The organism is Streptomyces sp. NPDC001634 (genome assembly GCF_040298185.1).
Lineage (GTDB): Bacteria > Actinomycetota > Actinomycetes > Streptomycetales > Streptomycetaceae > Streptomyces.
The window spans coordinates 1-22,479 of record NZ_JBEOZU010000035.1 but is presented as its reverse complement, the minus strand read 5'-3'; the positions used below and the strand labels follow the sequence as shown (position 1 = coordinate 22,479).

The 22,479-nt window shown below is 69.1% G+C and carries 17 protein-coding genes and 2 pseudogenes; 10 read left to right on the top strand and 9 right to left on the bottom strand.

The window, feature by feature from the left end:
• Nucleotides 1–86 precede the first annotated feature (86 nt).
• Both sucD and sucC read right to left on the bottom strand, forming a co-directional pair.
• A complete protein-coding gene (sucD, locus tag ABT186_RS23635; protein ID WP_351236541.1) occupies nucleotides 87–971 on the bottom strand; it encodes a succinate--CoA ligase subunit alpha in 885 nt (294 codons plus the stop codon).
• Nucleotides 972–982: 11 nt separating this feature from the next.
• Nucleotides 983–2,113 carry an ADP-forming succinate--CoA ligase subunit beta gene (gene sucC / locus ABT186_RS23630; protein ID WP_351236540.1) on the bottom strand — a complete coding sequence of 377 codons (1,131 nt, stop codon included), beginning with the start codon at nucleotides 2,111–2,113 and terminating at the stop codon, nucleotides 983–985.
• A 144-nt stretch (nucleotides 2,114–2,257) separates the two neighbouring features.
• On the opposite strand from sucC, the gene ABT186_RS23625 reads away from it, so the two are divergent.
• From ABT186_RS23625 to ABT186_RS23605, 5 genes are all read left to right on the top strand, one after another.
• On the top strand, nucleotides 2,258–3,958 hold the full coding sequence (locus ABT186_RS23625) for a thiamine pyrophosphate-binding protein (RefSeq protein WP_351236538.1): 1,701 nt from the start codon (nucleotides 2,258–2,260) through the stop codon (nucleotides 3,956–3,958).
• A gap of 12 nt (nucleotides 3,959–3,970) precedes the next feature.
• Nucleotides 3,971–5,200 carry a formyl-CoA transferase gene (frc, locus tag ABT186_RS23620; protein ID WP_351926698.1) on the top strand — a complete coding sequence of 410 codons (1,230 nt, stop codon included), beginning with the start codon at nucleotides 3,971–3,973 and terminating at the stop codon, nucleotides 5,198–5,200.
• A 4-nt stretch (nucleotides 5,201–5,204) separates the two neighbouring features.
• On the top strand, nucleotides 5,205–7,337 hold the full coding sequence (locus ABT186_RS23615; RefSeq protein ID WP_351926766.1) for an acetate--CoA ligase family protein: 2,133 nt from the start codon (nucleotides 5,205–5,207) through the stop codon (nucleotides 7,335–7,337).
• A gap of 316 nt (nucleotides 7,338–7,653) precedes the next feature.
• Nucleotides 7,654–9,042: an OFA family MFS transporter gene (locus ABT186_RS23610; RefSeq protein WP_351228050.1), complete on the top strand. Its 1,389-nt coding sequence runs from the start codon at nucleotides 7,654–7,656 to the stop codon at nucleotides 9,040–9,042.
• A 1-nt stretch (nucleotide 9,043) separates the two neighbouring features.
• A complete protein-coding gene (locus ABT186_RS23605; RefSeq protein ID WP_351228052.1) occupies nucleotides 9,044–10,450 on the top strand; it encodes an OFA family MFS transporter in 1,407 nt (468 codons plus the stop codon).
• Nucleotides 10,451–10,505: 55 nt separating this feature from the next.
• Here ABT186_RS23605 and ABT186_RS23600 read toward each other — a convergent pair.
• From ABT186_RS23600 to ABT186_RS23575, 6 genes and pseudogenes are all read right to left on the bottom strand, one after another.
• Nucleotides 10,506–10,733, bottom strand: a pseudogene (locus ABT186_RS23600) (sugar ABC transporter ATP-binding protein); the annotation flags it as partial.
• 290 nt (nucleotides 10,734–11,023) lie between these two features.
• Nucleotides 11,024–11,701 carry a GntR family transcriptional regulator gene (locus tag ABT186_RS23595; protein ID WP_351228054.1) on the bottom strand — a complete coding sequence of 226 codons (678 nt, stop codon included), beginning with the start codon at nucleotides 11,699–11,701 and terminating at the stop codon, nucleotides 11,024–11,026.
• Nucleotides 11,702–11,908: 207 nt separating this feature from the next.
• Entirely contained in the window at nucleotides 11,909–12,856 is a 948-nt protein-coding gene (locus ABT186_RS23590) for a beta-ketoacyl-ACP synthase III (protein WP_351228056.1), read from the bottom strand.
• Between the two features lie 160 nt (nucleotides 12,857–13,016).
• A complete protein-coding gene (locus tag ABT186_RS23585; RefSeq protein WP_351228058.1) occupies nucleotides 13,017–13,145 on the bottom strand; it encodes an MFS transporter small subunit in 129 nt (42 codons plus the stop codon).
• The gene (locus ABT186_RS23580) at nucleotides 13,120–14,451 is read right to left on the bottom strand and encodes an OFA family MFS transporter (RefSeq protein ID WP_351228060.1); all 1,332 of its coding nucleotides are present in this window, start codon (nucleotides 14,449–14,451) and stop codon (nucleotides 13,120–13,122) included. The genes ABT186_RS23585 and ABT186_RS23580 overlap by 26 nt, the downstream gene beginning before the upstream one ends.
• Nucleotides 14,452–14,877: 426 nt before the next feature.
• Nucleotides 14,878–15,270 (bottom strand): annotated as a pseudogene (locus tag ABT186_RS23575) (lipid II flippase MurJ); the annotation flags it as partial.
• A gap of 172 nt (nucleotides 15,271–15,442) precedes the next feature.
• Here ABT186_RS23575 and ABT186_RS23570 point away from each other — a divergent pair.
• Genes ABT186_RS23570 through fdhD form a run of 5 tightly spaced genes read left to right on the top strand, consistent with a single transcriptional unit; the run spans nucleotide 15,443 to nucleotide 21,871 of the window.
• On the top strand, nucleotides 15,443–16,414 hold the full coding sequence (locus ABT186_RS23570) for a 2-dehydropantoate 2-reductase (protein WP_351926696.1): 972 nt from the start codon (nucleotides 15,443–15,445) through the stop codon (nucleotides 16,412–16,414).
• Nucleotides 16,411–18,330: a molybdopterin oxidoreductase family protein gene (locus tag ABT186_RS23565; RefSeq protein WP_351228064.1), complete on the top strand. Its 1,920-nt coding sequence runs from the start codon at nucleotides 16,411–16,413 to the stop codon at nucleotides 18,328–18,330. The genes ABT186_RS23570 and ABT186_RS23565 overlap by 4 nt, the downstream gene beginning before the upstream one ends.
• A gap of 4 nt (nucleotides 18,331–18,334) precedes the next feature.
• The gene (locus tag ABT186_RS23560; protein WP_351926694.1) at nucleotides 18,335–20,158 is read left to right on the top strand and encodes an NAD(P)H-dependent oxidoreductase subunit E; all 1,824 of its coding nucleotides are present in this window, start codon (nucleotides 18,335–18,337) and stop codon (nucleotides 20,156–20,158) included.
• Entirely contained in the window at nucleotides 20,155–21,015 is an 861-nt protein-coding gene (locus ABT186_RS23555) for a 2Fe-2S iron-sulfur cluster-binding protein (protein WP_351228068.1), read from the top strand. Before ABT186_RS23560 ends, ABT186_RS23555 begins: the two co-directional genes overlap by 4 nt.
• A 7-nt stretch (nucleotides 21,016–21,022) precedes the next feature.
• Nucleotides 21,023–21,871: a formate dehydrogenase accessory sulfurtransferase FdhD gene (fdhD, locus tag ABT186_RS23550; protein WP_351228070.1), complete on the top strand. Its 849-nt coding sequence runs from the start codon at nucleotides 21,023–21,025 to the stop codon at nucleotides 21,869–21,871.
• Nucleotides 21,872–21,944: 73 nt separating this feature from the next.
• On the opposite strand, the gene ABT186_RS23545 is transcribed toward fdhD, so the two are convergent.
• A partial coding sequence (locus ABT186_RS23545) for a LysR family substrate-binding domain-containing protein (protein ID WP_351926692.1) occupies nucleotides 21,945–22,479 on the bottom strand: 535 nt, incomplete at its 5' end.

Below are 22,479 nucleotides of genomic sequence, written 5' to 3'. Positions count from 1 at the left end.
ACATGGCTGCGGGAAGACGTCGTACTGACGAAGCTAGCGAGGCGGCGTCACACCGGAAAGTAACCTGACGTCAACTATGAGTGACATCACTCCCCCGTCTCCAGTCGGGTGAGCACCAGACGCGCTGTCTCGGTGGGCGTACCGCCCACCCTCACCCCTGCCGCCTCCAGAGCCTCCTTCTTCGCCCGCGCCGTGCCGGAGGAGCCGGAGACTATGGCCCCCGCGTGCCCCATCGTCTTCCCCTCGGGTGCGGTGAAGCCCGCGATGTAGCCGACCACCGGTTTGGTCACGTGATCGCGGATGTACTCGGCCGCCCGCTCCTCCGCGTCACCGCCGATCTCACCGATCATCACGATCAGTTCGGTGTCGGGGTCGGCCTCGAAGTCGGCCAGGCAGTCGATGTGGGTCGTGCCGACGACCGGGTCGCCGCCGATGCCCACGCACGTCGAGAAGCCGATGTCCCGTAGTTCGTACATGAGCTGGTAGGTGAGCGTGCCCGACTTGGAGACCAGTCCGATACGGCCCGGCTTGGTGATGTCGGCGGGGATGATGCCCGCGTTCGACTGGCCAGGGGTGATCAGACCCGGGCAGTTGGGGCCGATGATCCGCGTCCCCCTCGATTTGGCGTGGGCTTGGAATGCGACCGAGTCGTGCACCGGGATGCCCTCCGTGATGACGACGGCGAGGCCGATGCCCGCGTCGGCGGCCTCCATGACGGCCGCCTTGGCGAAGGCGGGCGGGACGAAGACGACGGTGACATCGGCTCCCGTCGCATCCATGCCCTCGCGTACCGAGGCGAAGACCGGGACGGCACGGTCGTCGAAGTCGACGGTACGGCCCGCCTTGCGCGGGTTGACTCCGCCGACGACGTCCGTACCTGCCGCGAGCATGCGGCGGGTGTGCTTCATGCCCTCGCCGCCGGTCATGCCCTGGACGAGGACCTTGCTCTCCTTGGTGAGGTAGATGGCCATGACGGGCTCCTTCAGACGGCGTCGGCGAGTTGGGCGGCGCGCCGTGCGGCGCCGTCCATGGTGGTGGCCTGCTGGATCAGGGGGTGCGCCCGGTCGTGGAGGATCGCCCGGCCCCGCGCGGCGTTGTTGCCGTCGAGACGGACCACGAGCGGCTTGGTCAACTGGACGGATTCCAGGGCCTGCACGATGCCCTCGGCCACTGTGTCGCAGGCGGTGATCCCGCCGAAGACGTTGACGAAGACCGACTTCACGGCCGGGTCGGAGAGGATGACGGACAGCCCGTCGGCCATGATCCGGGCCGAGGCTCCGCCGCCGATGTCGAGGAAGTTGGCAGGGCGGGCGCCACAGCCGGCCACGACGTCGAGGGTTGCCATCACGAGGCCCGCGCCATTGCCGATGATGCCGACCTCGCCGTCGAGCTTCACATAGTTGAGCCCCTTGGCCGCGGCCTGCGCCTCGAGCGGGTCGTCGTGCTCCGCGGCCCCGGCGCCCCAACGGGTCTGCCGGAAACGGGCGTTGTCGTCGAGGGTGACCTTGCCGTCGAGCGCGAGGATCTGTCCCTGACGCGTGCGCACGAGCGGGTTGACCTCGACGAGCAGGGCATCCTCGCGGACGAGCACCTGCCACAGCCGTACGAGCACGTCGACGGTCCTCGGCGGCAGCCCGGCGGCCTCGGTGATCTCGGCCGCCTTGGCGGAGGTGACGCCCTCGGCCGGGTCGACGGGAATCCGCGCCACGGCCTCGGGCCTGTCGGCCGCCACCTCCTCGATCTCCATACCGCCCTCCGCGCAGGCGATGGCGAGGAAGCTGCCCGCCGCTCGGTCGAGTACGTAGGAGACGTAGAACTCGGTCTCGATGTCGACGGGTTGGGCCAGCATCACCTTGCCGACGGTGTGTCCCTTGATGTCCATGCCGAGGATCTGTCGTGCCGTGAGCTCGGCGGCGGCCGGGTCGGCGGCGAGTTTGACCCCGCCCGCCTTGCCGCGGCCGCCGGTCTTCACCTGTGCCTTGACGACAACGCGGCCGCCGAGCCTGCGGGCGGCCTCACGGGCCTCCTTGGGCGAGTCCGTGACCTCGGCCCGTGGCACCAAGATGCCGTGTTCCTCGAAGAGTTCCCTTGCCTGGTACTCGTACAGGTCCATTCCGGCTCCTGTCTGAAAAGTGCCGCACGCCCCCTGGACACCACCCACCGGATGCGGGATAACAAGCTTCATACAGTATTCGTCGACTGTATGCAATGTACCGCGAGAGCGTTCCAACCCCCTACGAAGGGACAGGACTTCGCCATGCCCGACGACAACAGCCAGGACCTCATCTCCGGTGGGCACCTGGTCGCCAAGGCACTCAAAGCGGAGGGTGTCGAGGTCATCTACACCCTGTGCGGCGGCCACATCATCGACATCTATGACGGGTGCGTGGACGAAGGCATAGAGGTCGTCGACGTACGCCACGAGCAGGTCGCCGCCCACGCCGCCGACGGCTACGCGCGCATCACCGGCAAACCCGGCTGCGCGGTCGTCACGGCGGGTCCCGGTACGACCGACGCCGTCACCGGTGTCGCCAACGCCTTCCGCGCGGAGTCCCCGATGCTGCTGATCGGTGGCCAAGGAGCGCTCAGCCAGCACAAGATGGGGTCCCTGCAGGACCTGCCGCATGTCGACATGATGACGCCCATCACCAAGTTCGCGGCGACCGTGCCGGACACGGCGCGCGCGGCGGACATGGTGTCCATGGCGTTCCGGGAGTGCTATCACGGCGCGCCCGGGCCCTCCTTCCTGGAGATTCCGCGCGATGTGCTCGACGCCAAGGTGCCGCGGGAGAAAGCGCGTATCCCGAAGGCCGGGCACTACCGCGCCTCGACCCGTTCCGCCGGCGACCCCGAGGCCGTCGAGAAGCTCGCCGACCTGCTTGTCCATGCCGAGAAGCCGGCGATCCTGCTGGGCAGCCAGGTGTGGACGACCCGAGGCACCGAGGCGGCCATCGACCTGGTGCGCACCCTGAACATCCCGGCGTACATGAACGGCGCCGGACGCGGCACCCTGCCGCCCGGCGACCCGCACCACTTCCAGCTGTCGCGGCGGTACGCCTTCTCCAACGCGGACGTCATCGTCGTCGTCGGTACGCCCTTCGACTTCCGCATGGGCTACGGCAAGCGGCTGTCGCAGCAGGCGACCGTCGTGCAGATCGACCTCGACTACCGGACCGTCGGCAAGAACCGGGACATCGACCTCGGGATCGTCGGTGACGCGGGACTCGTTCTGAAGTCGGTGACCGAGGCGGCCTCCGGGCACGCTTTTAATGGATACAGCAATGGGGGCGCGTCCAAGCGCAAGGAGTGGCTCGACGAGTTGCGCGCCGCCGAGCAGACCGCGATCGAGAAGCGGCTGCCTCAGCTGAAGTCGGACGCCTCACCGATTCACCCCTACCGCCTGGTCAGCGAGATCAACGACTTCCTCACCGAGGACTCGCTCTACATCGGAGACGGCGGCGACATCGTCACCTTCTCCGGCCAGGTCGTCCAGCCCAAGTCCCCCGGTCACTGGATGGACCCGGGGCCGCTGGGCACCCTCGGCGTCGGTATCCCGTTCGTGCTCGCGGCCAAGCAGGCGCGGCCCGACAAGGAGGTCGTCGCTCTGTTCGGTGACGGGGCGTTCTCCCTCACCGGCTGGGACTTCGAGACCCTCGTCCGCTACAACCTCCCCTTCGTCGGCATCGTCGGCAACAACTCCTCCATGAACCAGATCCGTTACGGCCAGAAGGCCAAGTACGGCGAGGAACGCCAACGGGTCGGCAACACGCTCGGCGACGTCCACTACGACAAGTTCGCCCAGATGCTGGGCGGTTACGGCGAGGAGGTCCGTGACCCCGCCGACATCGGCCCAGCGCTCCGGCGCGCCCGCGAGTCCGGGAAGCCCTCGCTGATCAACGTCTGGGTCGACCCGGACGCATACGCCCCCGGAACCATGAACCAGACCATGTACAAGTGAGGAGCGCTTGTCATGACCAAGGCTCTCGAAGGCATCCGTGTCCTGGACATGACCCATGTGCAGTCCGGACCTTCCGCGACCCAACTGCTCGCCTGGCTGGGCGCGGACGTCGTCAAGCTGGAGGCGCCGACCGGTGACATCACGCGGGGACAGCTGCGCGACCTCCCGGATGTCGACTCCCTCTACTTCACGATGCTCAACTGCAACAAGCGGAGCATCACCCTCAACACCAAGACCGAGCGCGGCAAGGAGATCCTCACCGAGCTGATCCGGCGCTCCGACGTCATGGTCGAGAACTTCGGACCGGGCGCGATCGACCGCATGGGCTTCACCTGGGACCGCATCCAGGAGATCAATCCACGAATCGTCTATGCCTCCATCAAGGGGTTCGGCGACGGCCCCTACACCAACTTCAAGGCGTACGAGGTCGTCGCGCAGGCCATGGGCGGGTCGATGTCGACCACCGGTTTCGAGGACGGGCCGCCGCTGGCGACGGGGGCCCAGATAGGGGACTCGGGGACGGGTGTGCACGCCGTGGCGGGGATACTCGCCGCGCTGTATCAGCGGGAGCACACCGGGCGTGGGCAGCGGGTCAACGTGGCCATGCAGCACGCTGTACTCAACCTGTGCCGGGTGAAGCTGCGGGACCAGCAACGCCTGGCACACGGGCCGCTCGCTGAATATCCCAACGAGGACTTCGGCCAGGAGGTTCCCAGGTCCGGAAACGCGTCCGGCGGCGGCCAGCCGGGCTGGGCCGTCAGGTGCGCGCCGGGCGGCCCGAACGACTACGTGTACGTCATCGTGCAGCCCGTCGGCTGGAAGCCGATCAGCGAGCTCATCGGCCGGCCCGAACTCGCGGACGACCCCGAGTGGTCGACGCCGCAGGCCCGGCTGCCGAAGCTCAACAAGATGTTCCAGCTGATCGAGGAGTGGTCGTCGACGCTCCCCAAGTGGGAGGTGCTGGAGCGGCTCAACGCCCACAACATCCCGTGCGGGCCGATCCTGTCGACCAAGGAGATCATCGAGGACCAGTCACTGGCCGAGAACGAGATGGTGGTGCGCGTACCGCACCCGGAGCGCGGCGAGTTCGTGACCGTGGGCAGCCCGCTCAAGCTCTCCGACTCCCCCGTCGAGGTGACCGGTTCACCGCTGCTCGGCGAGCACAACGAAGAGATCTACATCGGCGAGCTGGGCCTCGGCGACGAGGAGCTGCGCCTGCTCAAGTCGAACGGAGTGATCTGACGTGATGGCCGAAGACCGGGTGCTGAAGGTGCGGTCGCTCCTCGACGCCGTGCGGGCGGAGGGGCGCAGCGCGCTCACCGCGCCCGAGGGCAAGGTGATCGCCGACGCCTACGGCATCGCCGTACCGGGCGAGGAGCTTGCGACGGACGTCGACGAGGCGGTGGCGTACGCGGCGCGCTTCGGCGGGCCCGTCGTACTGAAGATCGTCTCGCCGGACATCCTGCACAAGACCGACGCCGGCGGTGTGATCGTCGGCGTGGAGGGCGCCACGGACGTACGCGCCGCGTTCCACAAGATCATCGAGAACGCACGCGCCTACGCCCCTGATGCCCGCATCGAGGGTGTTCAGGTTCAGGAGCTGCTCCCCCAGGGGCAGGAGGTCATCGTCGGCGCGGTCACGGACCCCACCTTCGGGAAGGTCGTGGCGTTCGGGCTGGGCGGAGTGCTCGTCGAGGTCCTCAAGGACGTCACGTTCCGGCTCGCGCCCGTGGACGCCGACGAGGCACTGTCCATGCTCGACTCGATCCGCTCGGCCGAGATCCTGCGCGGAGTGCGCGGACAGGCAGGTGTGGACCGGTGGGCGATCGCCGAGCAGATCCGCCGGGTGTCCCAACTCGTGGCGGACTTCCCGGAGATCGCCGAGGTCGATCTCAACCCGGTGATCGCCACCCCGGAGGGCGCGGTCGCGGCGGACATCCGCGTGATCATCTCCGAGGCGCCTCCCCAGGAGCGCCGCCGCTACACGCGCGACGAAATCCTGACCTCCATGAGGCGGTTGATGCAGCCGTCTTCCATCGCCGTGATCGGCGCCTCCAACGAACAGGGCAAGATCGGCAATTCGGTCATGCGCAACCTCATCGACGGCGGCTTCTCCGGAGAGATCCATCCGGTGAATCCCAAGGCCGATGACATTCTGGGCCGCAAGGCGTACAAGGGTGTCACGGACGTTCCCGGTGAGGTGGATGTGGCGGTCTTCGCGATACCCGCCAAGTTCGTGGCCGCGGCCCTGGAGGAGGTGGGACGCAAGAAGATCCCCAACGCCGTACTGATCCCCTCCGGGTTCGCGGAGACCGGCGAGCACGCACTGCAGGCCGAGATCGTGGCGATCGCCGAGCGGTACGGCATCCGGCTGCTCGGTCCCAACATCTACGGCTACTACTCGACATGGCAGGACCTGTGCGCCACGTTCTGCACGCCGTACGACGTCAAGGGCGGGGTCGCGCTGACCTCGCAGTCCGGTGGCATCGGCATGGCCATCCTGGGCTTCGCGCGCACCACGAAGACCGGTGTCTCAGCGATCGTCGGGCTCGGCAACAAGTCGGACCTCGACGAGGACGACCTGCTGACCTGGTTCGGCGAGGACCCGCACACCGAGTGCATCGCGATGCACCTGGAGGACCTCAAGGACGGGCGCGCCTTCGTGGAGGCCGCACGGGCGACCGTCCCGAAGAAGCCGGTCGTGGTCCTGAAGGCGGGCCGCACGGCGGCGGGTGCGAAGGCCGCCGGTTCGCACACCGGGGCACTCGCGGGCGACGACGCCGTCTACGACGACATCCTGCGGCAGGCCGGCGTCATCAGGGCGCCCGGGCTCAACGACATGCTGGAGTACGCGCGCGGGTTGCCGGTGCTGCCCACCCCCAAGGGTGACAACGTCGTGATCATCACCGGGGCCGGCGGCAGCGGCGTACTCCTGTCCGACGCGGTCACCGACAACGGCCTGTCCCTGATGGAGATCCCGCCTGACCTGGACGCGTCCTTCAGGAAGTTCATCCCGCCCTTCGGAGCGGCGGGCAACCCGGTGGACATCACGGGGGGCGAGCCGCCGTCGACGTACGAGGCCACGATCCGACTGGGTCTGGAGGACCCCCGCATCCATGCGCTGGTGCTGGGCTACTGGCACACCATCGTGACCCCTCCGATGGTCTTCGCCGAACTCACCGCGCGCGTGGTGGCCGAATTCCGGGAGCGCGGCGTCGAGAAGCCGGTGGTGGCGTCGCTCGCCGGTGATGTCGAGGTCGAGGAGGCCTGCCAGTACCTGTACGAGCGAGGGGTCGTGGCATACCCGTACACGACCGAGAAGCCGGTGGCCGTACTCGGCGCGAAGTACCGCTGGGCGCGGGCGGCGGGGGTCCTGTGATGGCCCGGCACATGCAGAATCGGCCGGGGGCCCGGGGGTTGCACCGGACGAAACGCAGCCCGCTGGGCGCGGGCGGCGGGGGTCCTGCGATGACCCCGGCACACGCAGAATCGGCCGGAGGCCCGGGGGTTGCCCCCGGACGAAACGCAGCCCGCTCGGCGCGGGCGGCGGGCCTGTTGGGGGGCGGTTCATGAGGTGAGTGAACGCGGGGGCGGCCGACGGTGCGCGTCGACCGCCCTCCGGACCCGTGCGCGCACGAAAGGCATTGGACAGGGGGCGCTGGCCAGAACTTTCGAAGCAAGGGGTGCTGGGCAATATGACATCCACCGATATATCGACAACCGTCCCCTACAGAGAGGTGACGGACCGCAACGGCCGTGTGTACCGGATCGGCGAGTCGGACGTCGACATCATGGGCCGTAAACGTACATGGATGGTCGTCCTGCCCTGGGTGGGCATGATGGGCATCAGCTCCGCCGAATACGCGTTCACATCGGCGGAGGACACGCTCCACGAAGCTCATCTGTGGAGCAGCGGACACATCTTCTGGCTGATGGGCGTCTGGGTGTTCTTCCAGGCGGCCGTGGCCTTCCCCGCCGGACAGCTGCGGGAGAGCGGCAGACTGCCCGCCCGCACGGCCATGCTGATCGGCGCCTGCGGAACGCTGCTGGGCTATCTTGCGCTGGCCTTCGCGCCGAACGTGATCGTCGCCTACCTCGGCTTCGGCATGTGCAGCGGCATCGGTGCCGGCCTCGTCTACGCGACCTGCGTGAACATGGTCGGCAAATGGTATCCGGAGCGCAAGGGCGGCAAGACCGGCTTCGTGAACGGCGGTTTCGCCTATGGATCCGTACCCTTCGTGTTCCTGTTCACCTCCGTGCTCGACCTGAGCAACTACAAGGTGGTGCTCAGCTGGGTCGGCATCGGACTGTGCCTGGTGGTCGCCACGGCAGGCTGGTTCTTCAAGGACCCGCCGAAGAACTGGTGGCCGGCACACGTCGACCCCCTCAAAATGACCCAGGATCCGAAGATCCGCCGCGCGCTGGAGAAGAACCCCCCGGCGGTCAGGCAGTACACCCCCAGGGAGGCCGCCCGTACGCCCGTGCTGTGGATGATGTGGTTCTGTCTGCTGTGCACGGCCGGTATCAACATCTTCGGGATCGCCTTCCAGGTTCCGTTCGGCAAGGACATGGGCTTCGCGGGCGGCATCGTCGCCACGGCGATGTCCCTGAAGGCGATCGTCAACGGCACCGGGCGCGGCGTCATCGGCTGGATCTCCGACCGCTACGGCCGCCGCAACACGCTGATCATCGTCTGCATCGTGCTCGGCACGGCCCAGTTCGGCGTGCTGGTCTCGGGCCAGGTGGGCAGCATGCCGTTCTTCCTGGTCTGCTCCATGATCTCCGGTTTCGGCGGCGGCGCGATCTTCCCGCTGTTCGCGGCCATGACGGCGGACTACTTCGGCGAGAACAACAACGCCACCAACTACGGAATGGTCTACAGCTCGAAGCTGATCTCAGGGCTCGTCGGGTCCGGACTGGGCGCGGTCGTCGTCGGTGAGTGGGACTACCACGGCGCGTTCGTCCTTGCGGGCTCCATCGGCCTGGCCTCCGCAGTGCTGGCCCTCTTCCTCAAGGCACCGGGCAGGCCCGACGTCCGGCGCATCGTCCCCAACCCGCACCCGCTCGGCGAGGAGATGGCGTGACATGACGGCAGACCCCATGGCAACGAACAGCTCATCGGCCGGCCCCGACGCCGCGCACCGTCCCTATCGCGAAGTGACCGACGCTCACGGCCGTGTCTACCGCATCGGGGAGACCGACCGGGACATCCTCGGCCACTCCCGCAAGCTCATGGTGTATCTGCCGTGGATCGCCATGATGGGCATCAGCGTCTTCGAATACGCGTACGGCTCCGCGGAGGACACCCTGTCCCATGCGCACGGCTGGACACAGAGCAACACCTTCTGGATCCTCAGCATCTGGGTGTTCTTCCAGGCAGGTATCGCCTTCCCCGCCGGCTGGCTGCGGGAGAAGGGCATCCTGACCGCCCGCAAGGCAATGTTCCTCGGCTCCGCGATGTGCGTCGCCGGTTTCCTCGCTCTGTCGCACCTGAGCAACGTGTGGCTCGCCATCCTGGGCTTCGGCGTCATCGGCGGGCTGGGCGCCGGCCTGGTCTACGCGACCTGTATCAACATGGTCGGCAAGTGGTTCCCCGAGCGGCGAGGCGCACGGACCGGGTTCGTCAACGGCGGATTCGCCTACGGCTCGCTGCCGTTCATCTTCATCTTCAACTACGCGTTCGACACCGCGAACTACCACCGTGTGCTGGACCTCATCGGCTGCTACATCATGGTCGTCGTCTTCGCGTGCGCGTTCTTCTTCAAGGACCCGCCCAAGAACTGGTGGCCCGCGGACATCGATCCGTTGACCCGATCCGGCAACCGGAAGAACGCGGCGAGCCTCGTCAAGAACCCCCCTGCGGCACGGCAGTACACGCCGAAGGAGGCCATCAGGACCGGCATGCTGCCCCTGATGTGGGTGTCCATCGTGATGACCGCCGGCGTGTCGATCTTCGGGATCTCGTTCCAGGTCGACTTCGCCAAGGAGGTCGGCTTCGGTCCCCTGGTCGCGGCGTCGTCGATGGGCGTCATGGCGGTCATCAACGGCATCGGACGCGGGGTCGTGGGCTGGTTGTCCGACCGGTGGGGCCGCAAGCCGACCCTGGTGTTCGTCATCGTGGTCCTGGGGCTCGCCCAGTTCGGCGTGATCTGGGCGGGCGACGTCAGGAGCGAGTGGCTGTTCCTGTTCTTCGCCTTCCTCTCCGGCTTCGGCGGCGGCGCGTTCTACCCGCTGTTCGCGGCGCTGACCCCGGACTACTTCGGTGAGAACTACAACGCCACCAACTACGGGCTGGTGTACAGCGGCAAGCTGATCAGCGGCCTGTTCGGCGGCGGCCTCGGCTCCATGGTGGTCGGAGCCTGGGGCTACAACGGCGCATACGCGCTGGCCGGCGCCGTCTCGATGGTGGCGGCGGTGATCGCCCTGCTGCTGCGGCAGCCGGGGCGAAGCCGAGAGGTGACGCGGGCTCCTCAGCCGCAGACCGCGGGCTGACGGCACCGCACGGCGAGCACCGCCAGAAGGGAGAGGGTGCGGTGCTCGTCGAGTTCGCGGGCGGGCGCCGACCGCCGGAGAGCGTGCGGATCGGTACGGAGGGGTTGTCGGGGCGCAGCGACACCTCGCGAGTGGCGGCGCGGGCCGCGCCGAGTTCGGCGCCGCGGTCGAGCCGGCCTCCGCGCGAGAAGCGGGACAGGGAGGAGACCGAGACGTTGCGGGTGACGGACTCCAGCATGAGCAGCGCCTGTGCCTTGCGCTCCTCGGGGCGAGCCCCAGTCCCGCGCGGACACCTGATCACCCAGCTGAGCCCGGGAGTTGGGTCCCGTCGCGCAACAGCTTGAGCAGCCGGGCCTGATGTGCGTTCGCAGGTCGTGCCGTCATGCGTCGCACGAACCCCTCCCCGCCTCATTTCGGCCACCGCTGTCGGGCTTTCGAGGGGAACAGCGGCTGCCGGGGCTGGGACGAAGTTGCGCACGGATTGCTGCCGGCTTTCTCCACTCACGGGACAAAGTCGGTTCCGCACGGGTCCGGCCCGGGCAACCGACCCGGGAGCCCCGGCAGGAAGCAGGTTCAGGACTGCGCCCGTGCGTGATACGACTGCCGCGTGTGCTCGGTGTGCTCGCGCATGAGCTGCGTGGCACGCTGCTCGTCACGGTCCGCGATCGCGGCGATCAGCGCGCGGTGCTCGACCCAGGACTGCTGTCCGCGCTGCCGGGCGACCGGCGTGTAGTACCAGCGCACCCGGCGGTCGACCTGTGCGGCGAGTTCGGCGAGGACGGCGTTGCCCGCCAGCTCCATGATCTTCGCGTGGAAGCGGGCGTTCATCGCGACGGCACCGTCCACATCGTCGGCGGCGACGGCCTTCTCGCCCTCCGCACACAGCTCCTCCAGGGCCGTGATGCCGGCGCTGCCCGCATGGGCCGCGGCCAGCCGGGCCGCCTCGGCCTCCAGCAGCGTACGAACGGTGAGGAGCTGGTCGGCCTCCTGCTCCGTCGGCTCGTGCACGAACGCCCCCTGGGCGGGCCGCAGATCGACCCATCCCTCGGTGTTCAGCCGCTGCAGCGCCTCGCGCACCGGCTGCCGGGAGACCCCGAGGTGCCCGGCGAGCTCGCTCTCGACGAGATGCTGACCGGGCTGGAGCGCACGCGTGGTGATGAGTTCGAGGAGCGCCTCGTAGACCCGGTCGCGCAGCGGACCGGGCCGCTCGAGCTTGGGCACCGCCCCCTGCGGCAGTCCTGTCGACAACATCGCGGTCCCCCTCCAGGGCAACGGCAGCGCAGTAGCCGGAAAGCCAGTATGGATTGTCTTTCGTCTACAGTCTACGGCGCACAATGGTCAGGGACGGGGGGAGTTGGCCTCGTCACACGGCAGCTCGGGGACGGCTCGGTACGGCCGCCCGGGGACGACCTGACCCGGCCCCTCAGAGGCGGCTCGACACGACCGCCCGGCGACCGCTCACGGACACCGGACGACCTGCCCGGCGTACGACAGGTTCCCGCCGAACCCGAAGAGCAGCACGGAGTCACCGCCCGAGATCTCCCCGCGCTCCACGAGCTTCGACAGAGCGAGCGGGATGCTGGCCGCGGAGGTGTTCCCGGACTCGGTGACATCCCGGGCGACGACCGCGTTCACGGCGCCGAGCTTCTCGGCGAGCGGCTCGATGATGCGCAGGTTCGCCTGGTGCAGCACGACGGCGGCGAGGTCCTCGGGCGCGATCCCGGCCCGCTCGCAGACCTGGCGTGCGATGGGCGGCAGCTGGGTGGTCGCCCACCGGTAAACGCTCTGCCCCTCCTGGGCGAACCGCGGGGGCGTGCCCTCGATGCGCACCGCGTGCCCCATCTCGGGCACCGAGCCCCACAGCACGGGCCCGATCCCGGGCCCGTCACCGGGCGTGCATGCCTCGACGACGGCGGCTCCGGCGCCGTCCCCGACCAGCACGCAGGTGGTCCGGTCGCTCCAGTCCGTCACGTCGGACATCTTGTCGGCGCCGATGACGAGTGCCCGGGTGGCCGCGCCCGCGCGCACGGCGTGGTCGGCGGTGGCCAGGGCATGTGTGAAGCCGGCGCAGACGACGTTGACGTCCATCGCCGCCGGGGACGGGATGCCGAGCCGGGCCGCGACCCGGGCGGCCGTGTTCGGCGAGCGGTCGATGGCCGTGGAGGTGGCGACCACGACCAGGTCGATGTCGCCGGGCGCGAGGCCCGCCGCCGCGAGCGCCTTGGCGGCGGCGTGCGCGGCCAGTTCGTCGACGGGCTCGTCGGGCCCGGCGATATGACGTGTCCGGATGCCGACCCGGGTCCTGATCCACTCGTCGCTGGTGTCGACCATGCCCGCCAGGTCCTCGTTGGTGAGTACCCTGGCGGGCTGGTAGTGGCCGACGGCGGCGATGCGCGAGCCGAACATGGGTGGTTCCCCCTCGTTGCCGTGGGTAGCGGGATCCACCAGTCTGATCAGTGACTCACGGGTACGGCGGCATGTGAAGCGACAGGAATCGGGCGCCCGTGTTGTCGGCTTCCCGCAGCTTCTCGGACGCCCGAGCATGTCCCGTACGGCCGTCCGGGCCTCACCCCGTGAACAGCTGCTTGGCCTTGAGCACGAGCTCGTAGAGGCCGTAGCAGAGTGGCGCCCCCACCCACAGCCAGGCAAGGGCGATCAGGGCACGTCGGTCAGGCGGGCTGCTCTCGCCGGCCATCGGTGGCCTCCTTCGGTGCGGGAATGTGGTGGCGGGGGTGGACGGGCCGGACCAGCTCATTGGCGATGAACCCGACGACGAGCAGCCCGATCATGATCATGAAGGACACGCTGTAGAGGGCCGACCCGTGTTTGCCGGCGCTCTTCTGGTGGTCGGCGATCCAGTTCACGATCAGCGGCCCGAGGACACCGGCCGTCGACCAGGCGGTGAGCAGCCGGCCATGGATCGCTCCGACCTGGTACGTCCCGAAGAGGTCCTTCAGATAGGCGGGGACGGTCGCGAATCCACCGCCGTAGAAGGAGAGGATCACCAGCGCGCACAGGATGAACAGGGGCTTGGAGGAGTCACCGAACGACGCGATGAGCAGATACATCAGCGCGCCGACGCCCAGGTAGACGCGGTAGATGTTCTTCCGCCCGACCAGGTCGGAGGTCGCCGACCAGCCGATGCGGCCCGCCATGTTCGCCGCCGACAGCAGCGCGACGAAGCCGGCGGCCGCGGAGACCGACACGGGGGTGGAGGTGTCCGCGAAGAAGTCCGTGATCATCGGGGCAGCCTTCTCCAGGATGCCGATGCCGGCGGTCACGTTCATGCAGAGCACGATCCACAGGCACCAGAACTGCGGGGTGCGCACGGCGTTGCGGGCGGAGACCTGCACACCCTCGAACGCGCTCGGCCCGGCCGCTGTGCTCGTACGGTCCTCGGTCCGCGGCACCCGTACCAGCAGGACGCCGAGCAGCATGAAGACGGCGTACGACAGTCCGTGCACGAGGAAGGCGAGCGCGATACCGGAGTGGTCGGTGCCGAACGACTTCAGCATCTGCGCCGACCAGGGCGAGGCGATCAGCGCGCCGCCGCCGAAGCCCATGATGGCGATGCCGGTGGCCATGCCGGGCCGGTCCGGGAACCACTTGATCAGTGTGGACACGGGTGAGATGTAGCCGATGCCGAGACCGATGCCGCCGACGAACCCGTAGCCGAGGACGACCAGCCAGTACTGCTCGCTCGCCGCGCCCAGCGCGGAGATCAGGAAGCCGGACGAGAAGCAGACCAGGGCGACGGTCATCGCCCAGCGCGGCCCGTTGCGTTCGACGAGCGTCCCGCCGAACGCGGCCGACAGGCCGAGCATCACGATGGCGAGCTGGAAGGGCAGCGCGCTCTCGGTGCCGTTCAGATGGAGGGCGGATTCCAGGGGCGGTTTGAACACGCTCCAGGCGTAGGCCTGGCCGATGGAGAGATGAACGGACAAAGCGGCGGGCGGGACCAGCCAACGGCTCCATCCCGGGGGAGCGACTGGGGGGCTCATGATCCCGAACGGTAGGCGGAGGAACGGAAGTTGAGAACCGTCAGGTCGACCGTATGCGGTGAGCGGTATCCACGGTGCGGTGAACGGTCACACCCACCTGTGACTTTGATCGACAGTTGGCGGGAGCCGCAGCTGGACCTGATGGCCGCGTGGCCTCTTTGATCTCCGGTTTGCGGGTTCTCTGCTGACAGTTGGCGACTCGGAGACCCTGATCGGTCACTCAACGCGAGGAGGGTCTCCGCGCTGCCGCCGGCCGTTGCCGGTGCGGACCTGCAGCCGCGCGACCGGATTCCTGTGGCCGATCGCCTGGATGCCGCACCAATAGCGGCTGGAGCCGGTTACTTGACCACCGTCGGGAGTTGAGATGCGTGGGCGGTGGTCTGGCGACTGGTTCGGGAGCGGCCCGGGGTCGTTCCGATGATGTTGGTGAACGCTGCGATGAAGCTGACCGGTGCCGCGCCAGTCGAAGCGCGGCCGGAACCGGAAACCGGCCGCGTGGGCGTAGGGGATCAAGGCGAGTGCTTGGAGGGCCAGAGCGAGTGTTGTCCCGGCTCCGAGCAGTCCGACCTGGGCGTCGGTGATGTCCGAGACCTGTTCGGGGGCGGTCATCAGGCCGAGGTAGAGGCCGAACATGGCGATCAGGACAAGATTGTTGAGGACCGGGGTCCACGTCATGGCGCCGCATCGGTTCCGGGCATTGAGGACCTGGCCGAAGATGCTGAACACGCCGTAGAAGAAGATCTGCGGGAGCAGGAAGCGGGCGAAGACCACGGTCAGTTCGAACGCGTCGTGCGTGGCGGGTGTGTCGCGCTGATAGACGCTGATGATCGCAGGGGGCCCAACCGGTTTCCTGTGCTGCGCCGGCCCTTGCCGACCCAACCCCCATACTGTAGACAATATTCCGTCGACAAGATTCGGCATCCCGGAATCAGACATCCTGCTTCGGCATCCCCACCTCCGCGGTACTCCCTCGACCGAACGGAGTGTTCTCGTGAAAGTCGCAGTCCTCGGCGCCGGTGCGATCGGCGCCTACGTCGGTGCCGCGCTCCATCGCGCGGGCGCCGATGTGCACCTCGTCGCCCGTGGACCGCATCTGGCGGCCATGAGGCGGCACGGGGTGCAGGTGCTCAGCCCGCGCGGCGACTACACCGCGCACGCCCACGCCACCGACGACCCGGCCGAGATCGGCCCGGCCGACTATGTGTTCCTGGGCCTGAAGGCCAACTCGTACGCGGCGTGCGGACCGCTGATCGAGCCCCTTCTGCACGACACCACGGCGGTCGTGGCCGCCCAGAACGGCATCCCCTGGTGGTACTTCCACCGGCACGGCGGCCCCTACGACGGCCACCGCGTGGACAGCGTGGACCGGGACGGCGCGGTCAGTGCGGTGCTTGCGCCCGAACGGGCCATCGGTTGTGTGGTCTACGCGGCAACCGAGCTCGCAGGGCCGGGCGTGGTCCGCCACCTGGAAGGCACCCGCTTCTCCATCGGCGAGCCCGACCGCAGTGTCTCGGCCCGCTGTCTGGAGTTCAGCGAGGCCATGCAGGCCGGCGGCCTGAAGTGCCCGGTCGAACCGGACCTGCGCAACGACATCTGGCTCAAGCTGCTCGGCAACATCTCCTTCAACCCGATCAGCGCGCTGGCCCGCGCGACCATGCGGCAGATGTGCCTGCACGGCGGCACCCGCAAGGTCATCGAGATCATGATGACCGAGACACTCGCGGTCGCCGAGGCCCTCGGCTGCGCCGTCGGCGTCTCCATCGAACGGCGCCTCGCGGGCGCGGAACGCGTCGGCGACCACCGCACCTCCACGCTCCAGGACCTGGAGCGCGGCAAACCGCTCGAACTCGACGTCCTGCTCGCCGCTGTCGTCGAGCTGGCGGAGATCACCGGCATCGAAGTGCCCACCCTGCGCACCGTGCACGCCATCTCGGACCTGCTCGCGCTGAGGAGCGCCGCATGAGGAAACGCCAACCCAGGACCTACACCCGGCTCACGCACCCGCTCGTACGGGACTCCCGCGACGAACCCTTCCGGCAGGCGAGTTGGGAGGAGGCGCTGGAGCGCGTCGCGCGGGGCCTCGAGGCGGCCCGGGGCGCATTCGGCATGTTCTCCTGCGCCCGCGCGACCAACGAAATGAACTACGTGGCGCAGAAGTTCGCGCGCGTCGTCATGGGTACGAACAACGTCGACTCCTGCAACCGCACATGCCACGCGCCCAGCGTCGCGGGCCTGTCGGCCGCCTTCGGCTCGGGCGGCGGGACGTCGTCGTACGAGGAGATCGAGCGCACCGACGTCATCGTGATGTGGGGCTCCAACGCCCGCTTCGCCCACCCGATCTTCTTCCAGCACGTCCTGAAGGGGATCAGGAACGGGGCCCGGATGTACGCGGTCGATCCGCGCCGCACCTCCACCGCCGAGTGGGCGGAGAGCTGGCTCGGCCTCAACGTCGGCACGGACATCCCGATGGCGCACGCGATCGGCCGCGAGATCATCCACGCCGGCCTCGCCAACGAGGCGTTCGTCGAACGGGCGACGACCGGCTTCGAGGAGTACCGGGAGCTCGTCGAACCGTGGACACCGTCGCTCGCCGAGAAGGTGACGGGCGTACCGGCCCGCGCCATCAAGGAACTGGCCCACGCCTACGCCCGCGCCGAACGCGCCCAGTTGTGCTGGACCCTTGGCATCACCGAGCACCACAACGGCACCGACAACGTCCGCGCGCTGATCAATCTGTCCCTGCTCACCGGCCATGTCGGCCGCTACGGCTCGGGCCTGCAGCCCCTGCGCGGCCAGAACAACGTGCAGGGCGGCGGCGACATGGGCGCGATCCCCAACCGCCTGCCCGGCTTCCAGGACATCCTCGACCCGGAGGCCCGCCACAAGTTCGAATCCGCCTGGGACACCGTCATCCAGCCGCACTACGGGCTGAACCTGACGGAGATGTTCGAGGCGATGGACGAGGGCACGCTGAGGGCCGTCTACTGCATCGGCGAGAACCCGGCGCAGTCGGAAGCGGACAGCGAGCAGGCCGTGCGACGGCTCCGGGCGCTCGACTTCCTCGTCGTGCAGGACATCTTCCTGACGAAGACCGCCGAACTGGCGGACGTCGTGCTGCCCGCGACCGCCGGATGGGCGGAGACCGACGGCACGACCACCAACAGCGAGCGGCGGGTTCAGCGTGTACGAAGGGCGGTGACCCCGCCCGGTGAGGCACGCGAGGACATCGACATCATCTGCGATCTGGCGGCACGGCTCGGTCATGAGTGGAAGTACGCCGACGCCGAGGCCGTCTGGAACGAGCTGAGGTCGGTGTCGCCGGACCACTACGGAATGACGTACCAGCGCCTGGAACAGCACCAGGGCATCCAGTGGCCCTGCCCCACCACGGAGAAGCTCGAACCGGCCTATCTGCACGGCAGGTTGTGGGAAACGGACCCGGGCCGGCGTGGCATGCCCGCGCCGTTCGGGATCGTCCGGCACGATCCGCCGGTCGACCTCACCGACGAGGAGTACCCGATCCGGCTGACGACCGGGCGGCGGCTGGACTCGTACAACACCGGGGTGCAGAGCGGCGGTTTCGCCTCCCCGCTGCGGCGCGGCGAGTATGTCGAGCTGTGCCCGGAGGACGCCGAGCGGTACGGGATCGTGGTGGGCGAGGAGGTCCGGGTGACCTCGCGGCGCGGATCGGTCGTGGCGCCCGTGTGGGTCGACACCGCCCTCCGCCCGGGGCTCGCCTTTATGACCATGCACTTTCCCGACGAGGTGGACACCAACCAGCTGACGATCGAGGCCAACTGCCCGATCGCGGGCACGGCGGAGTTCAAGGCGTCGGCGATCCGGATCGAGAAGCTTCCGGCCCCGATTCACGTGAGGTGATGTGGTGGACCTGCACTTCGGCGACGGCAAACCCACGGACGAGGAACGGGCGGCCGTGGACGCCCTGTTGGGCCCTCCGGAGTCCTCGTGGGAGGGCGCGGACCGGTCCGACGCCGACCTGAGGTGGGCGCGCGGCGGCCGCGAGGCCCGCGAGCGCCGCGATCTGCTGCTGCCGGGGCTGCACGCCCTCAACGACCGGATCGGCTGGATCAGCGAGGGCGCGCTCGGCTATCTGTGCCGGCGGCTGACCGTGCCGCCGGCTGAGGCGTACGGGGTCGCCACGTTCTACGCGATGTTCTCGGTCGAGCCCCGTCCCGCGACCGTGCTCCACATATGCACGGACCTCGCGTGCGCGGCGGCCGGGGCGGGCGAGATGTGCGCCGGGATCGAGTCCCGGCTGGGCCCTTCAGGTGGTGTCTCGGTCGAGCGCAGTCCATGCCTGGGCCTGTGCGAACGCGCCCCGGCCGCGCTCGCGGTCAGGGCCGGGGATCCGGTGCGTACGGCCGTGTCGGCGCCGACGACCGTCGAAGCCGCCGTCCTCGCCGCGAGCGCACCCGACTCGGCGCCCGATGAGCCACCGGCGGCGATGGCGGTCCCCCAGGCAGGTGACCCGTCACTGACACTGCTGCGCCGTGTCGGCGTCGTCGACCCGTCCTCGCTCGACGACTACCGCGCCCACGGCGGCTACGCGGCCCTGCGCCGGGCCTTCGCGCTCGGCCCCGCCGGGGTCATCCGCGAGATCACCGACTCCGGTCTGGCCGGGCGGGGTGGCGCCGCCTTCCCCACCGGCCGCAAGTGGCAGGCCACCGCGTCCCAGCCCGACCATCCGCACTACCTCGTGTGCAACGCCGACGAATCCGAGCCTGGCACCTTCAAGGACCGGGTGATCATGGAGGGCGATCCGTACGCGCTCGTCGAGGCGATGACGATCGCCGCGTACGCGATCGGCGCTCACCAGGGCTATGTGTACCTGCGCGGCGAGTACCCGCGGGCCCTGCGCCGGCTGGAGCACGCCCTTGCGCAGGCACGCGCGCGGGGACTGCTCGGCGACGACATCCTCGGCCAGGGATACGCCTTCGACATCGAGATCCGCAGGGGCGCGGGCGCGTACATCTGCGGCGAGGAGACCGCCCTCTTCAACTCCATCGAGGGCTACCGGGGGGAACCGCGCTCGAAACCGCCCTTCCCCGTGGAGAAGGGTCTGTTCGGCAGACCCACCGTCGAGAACAACGTGGAGACCCTGGTCAACGTCCTGCCGATCCTGACGATGGGCGCACCGGCGTACGCGGCGACCGGTACGCAGAGGTCCACCGGGCCGAAGCTGTTCTGTGTGTCGGGCAGCGTCGACCGGCCCGGGATCTACGAGCTGCCGTTCGGCGCCACCCTGGGTGAGCTGCTGGAGCTGGCCGGGGTACGGGACCGGTTGCGCGCCGTGCTGCTGGGCGGCGCGGCCGGCGGGTTCGTCCGCCCCGACGAGCTGGACATCCCGCTCACCTTCGAAGGCACCCGGGAGGCGGGCACGACGCTCGGCTCGGGCGTCGTCATGGCCTTCGACGACACGGTTCCGCTCCCTCGGCTGCTCCTGCGGATCGCGGAGTTCTTCCGCGACGAGTCGTGCGGCCAGTGCGTGCCGTGCCGGGTCGGGACCGTGCGCCAGGAGGAGGCGCTGCACCGGATCGCGGAGCGCACGGGCGCAGACGCGGCCGACGACATCGCCGTGCTGCGGGAGGTCGGCCGCGCAATGCGGGACGCCTCGATCTGCGGTCTCGGGCAGACCGCGTGGAACGCCGTGGAATCCGCCATCGACCGTCTGGGGGCGTACGAATGACCGCGATACCGCTCGGGGTGCCGCGCCGGCTCGTCGAGTTCACGATCGACGGGCAGGAGGCCAGGGTCCCCGAGGGCGCCACGATCCTGGACGCCTGCCGGGCGGCCGGGAAGGACGTCCCGACCCTGTGCCAGGGAGACACACTGCGGCCCAGGAACGCCTGCCGGGTCTGTGTCGTCGAGGTCGAGGGGTCCAGAACGCTCGTACCGGCGTGCTCCCGCAAGGCGGAGGCCGGCATGGAGGTCCGTACCGACACCGAGCGCACCCGGCACAGCCGCAGGATCGTCCTCGAACTGCTCGCGTCCTCGGTCGACCTGTCCACGACGCCGAAGGCCGCCGACTGGATCAAGGAGTACGAGGCGAAACCGGACCGCTTCGGCCCGGACGCGGCCCGCGTGGACGAGTCACCGAAGATCGACAACGAGCTGTACGTACGCGACTACGACAAGTGCATCCTCTGCTACAAGTGCGTGGACGCGTGCGGCGAACAGTGGCAGAACACCTTCGCGATCTCCGTCTCGGGGCGCGGCTTCGACGCCCGGATCGCCGTGGAGCACGACGCGCCGCTCACCGACTCGGCGTGTGTGTACTGCGGCAACTGCATCGAGGTGTGCCCGACGGGAGCCCTGTCGTTCAAGTCGGAGTTCGACATGCGCGCGGCGGGTACCTGGGACGAGTCCGCACAGACGCGGACGACGACCGTGTGCGCCTACTGCGGAGTGGGCTGCAACCTCACCCTGCACGTGCAGGACAATGAGATCGTGAAGGTCACCTCCCCGCACGACAACCCGGTGACCCACGGCAACCTCTGCATCAAGGGCCGTTTCGGCTACCAGCACGTACAGAACCGGGGCTGATCAGGACATGGGACGAGTCACGGAACGACGCAAGGTGATCCGAATCCGGGACGGGGCGGTCTCCAGCCGTCCGGACACGCTCGTCGCCGAGGAACCCCTGGAGATCAGACTCAACGGCAGGCCGCTCGCGATCACCATGCGCACCCCCGGCGACGACTTCGCGCTCGCCGCCGGATTCCTGGTCAGCGAGGGTGTGCTGGCCGAGCGGAAGGACCTGCAGAACATCGTTTACTGCGCGGGCGCCACGGTGGACGGCTCAAACACGTACAACGTGGTGGACGTGACCACCGCGCCGGGCGTGGCGATCCCCGACATCACCCTGGAGCGCAACGTCTACACGACCTCGTCCTGCGGCCTGTGCGGCAAGGCGAGCCTGGACGCGGTCCGTACGACGGCCCGCTGGCCCATCGCCGACACTCCCCCGGTCCGGGTGGATCCCGAGCTGCTCGCGAGCCTCCCCGACCGGCTGCGGGCGGCCCAGCGGGTCTTCGACCGGACGGGGGGCCTGCACGCGGCGGCGCTGTTCGCCGAGGACGGCGAGCTGCTCGACGTACGCGAGGACGTGGGGCGGCACAACGCGGTCGACAAACTCGTCGGCCGCGCGCTGCAGAACGGGGACCTGCCGCTGTCCCGGACCATCCTGCTGGTCTCGGGCCGGGCCTCCTTCGAGCTGGCGCAGAAGGCCGTGATGGCGGGCATCCCCGTGCTGGCCGCGGTGTCGGCGCCCTCGTCCCTGGCCGTGGACCTGGCCGCGGAGACCGGTCTGACCCTGGTGGGCTTCCTGCGGGGCAGCTCCATGAACGTGTACGCGGGTGAGGACCGCATCGCCCTGCAGGCCGCGGCCACCCAGGGCTGACCGGCTCCCCGCGACACGGCGGCGGGGCCCCGACCGGCGGGGAGCGCCCCCTGCGCCGCAGAGGGGCCCCGCCTCAGGCCCCTGCGGCCTGTACGAACGCCGGGATCAGCGGTGACCTGCGGCTCGCCTCCCACGCCAGGAGCACCTCGTCCGGGTCCGCTTCCGGGACGGGTACGTAGGTGATGTCGGGGCGCGAGTACTGCCGGGCCACGGACTCCGGTACGAGCGTGATGCCGGCCCCGCTCGCCACGCACTCGAACTTCTCCTCGATCGTGCGGATCGGCAGGTCGTCGGGGCCGGCGGGGGTGGCGGGGGTGGCGTAACTCAGCCGGGGCTCGTCCGCCAGGTCGGCCAGGGAAAGCTCCTGTTTTCCGGCGAGGCGGTGGTCGGCGGGAAGCATCGCCACGCGGGCCTCACTGAACAGCGGCAGCAGTTTCAGGCCCTGCTCCCGGACCGGGCGGCGTACGTAGGCGATGTCGACCGTCCCGTCCAGGATCAGCTCCTCCTGGTCGTCCCACTCCACCCGACGGGCGTGCACCTCGACATCCGGGTGGGCGGCGCCGAAGTCCCGCAGGGCCCGGGTGACGACCACCCCCGCCCGGAACCCG

Bases quoted from the DNA above. Each gene is read 5' to 3' on its own strand.
- sucD (WP_351236541.1), bottom strand. From the start codon at position 971: ATGGCCATCTACCTCACCAAGGAGAGCAAGGTCCTCGTCCAGGGCATG.
- sucC (WP_351236540.1), bottom strand. From the start codon at position 2,113: ATGGACCTGTACGAGTACCAGGCAAGGGAACTCTTCGAGGAACACGGC.
- ABT186_RS23625 (WP_351236538.1), top strand. From the start codon at position 2,258: ATGCCCGACGACAACAGCCAGGACCTCATCTCCGGTGGGCACCTGGTC.
- frc (WP_351926698.1), top strand. From the start codon at position 3,971: ATGACCAAGGCTCTCGAAGGCATCCGTGTCCTGGACATGACCCATGTG.
- ABT186_RS23615 (WP_351926766.1), top strand. From the start codon at position 5,205: ATGGCCGAAGACCGGGTGCTGAAGGTGCGGTCGCTCCTCGACGCCGTG.
- ABT186_RS23610 (WP_351228050.1), top strand. From the start codon at position 7,654: ATGACATCCACCGATATATCGACAACCGTCCCCTACAGAGAGGTGACG.
- ABT186_RS23605 (WP_351228052.1), top strand. From the start codon at position 9,044: ATGACGGCAGACCCCATGGCAACGAACAGCTCATCGGCCGGCCCCGAC.
- ABT186_RS23595 (WP_351228054.1), bottom strand. From the start codon at position 11,701: ATGTTGTCGACAGGACTGCCGCAGGGGGCGGTGCCCAAGCTCGAGCGG.
- ABT186_RS23590 (WP_351228056.1), bottom strand. From the start codon at position 12,856: ATGTTCGGCTCGCGCATCGCCGCCGTCGGCCACTACCAGCCCGCCAGG.
- ABT186_RS23585 (WP_351228058.1), bottom strand. From the start codon at position 13,145: ATGGCCGGCGAGAGCAGCCCGCCTGACCGACGTGCCCTGATCGCCCTT.
- ABT186_RS23580 (WP_351228060.1), bottom strand. From the start codon at position 14,451: ATGAGCCCCCCAGTCGCTCCCCCGGGATGGAGCCGTTGGCTGGTCCCG.
- ABT186_RS23565 (WP_351228064.1), top strand. From the start codon at position 16,411: ATGAGGAAACGCCAACCCAGGACCTACACCCGGCTCACGCACCCGCTC.
- ABT186_RS23555 (WP_351228068.1), top strand. From the start codon at position 20,155: ATGACCGCGATACCGCTCGGGGTGCCGCGCCGGCTCGTCGAGTTCACG.
- fdhD (WP_351228070.1), top strand. From the start codon at position 21,023: ATGGGACGAGTCACGGAACGACGCAAGGTGATCCGAATCCGGGACGGG.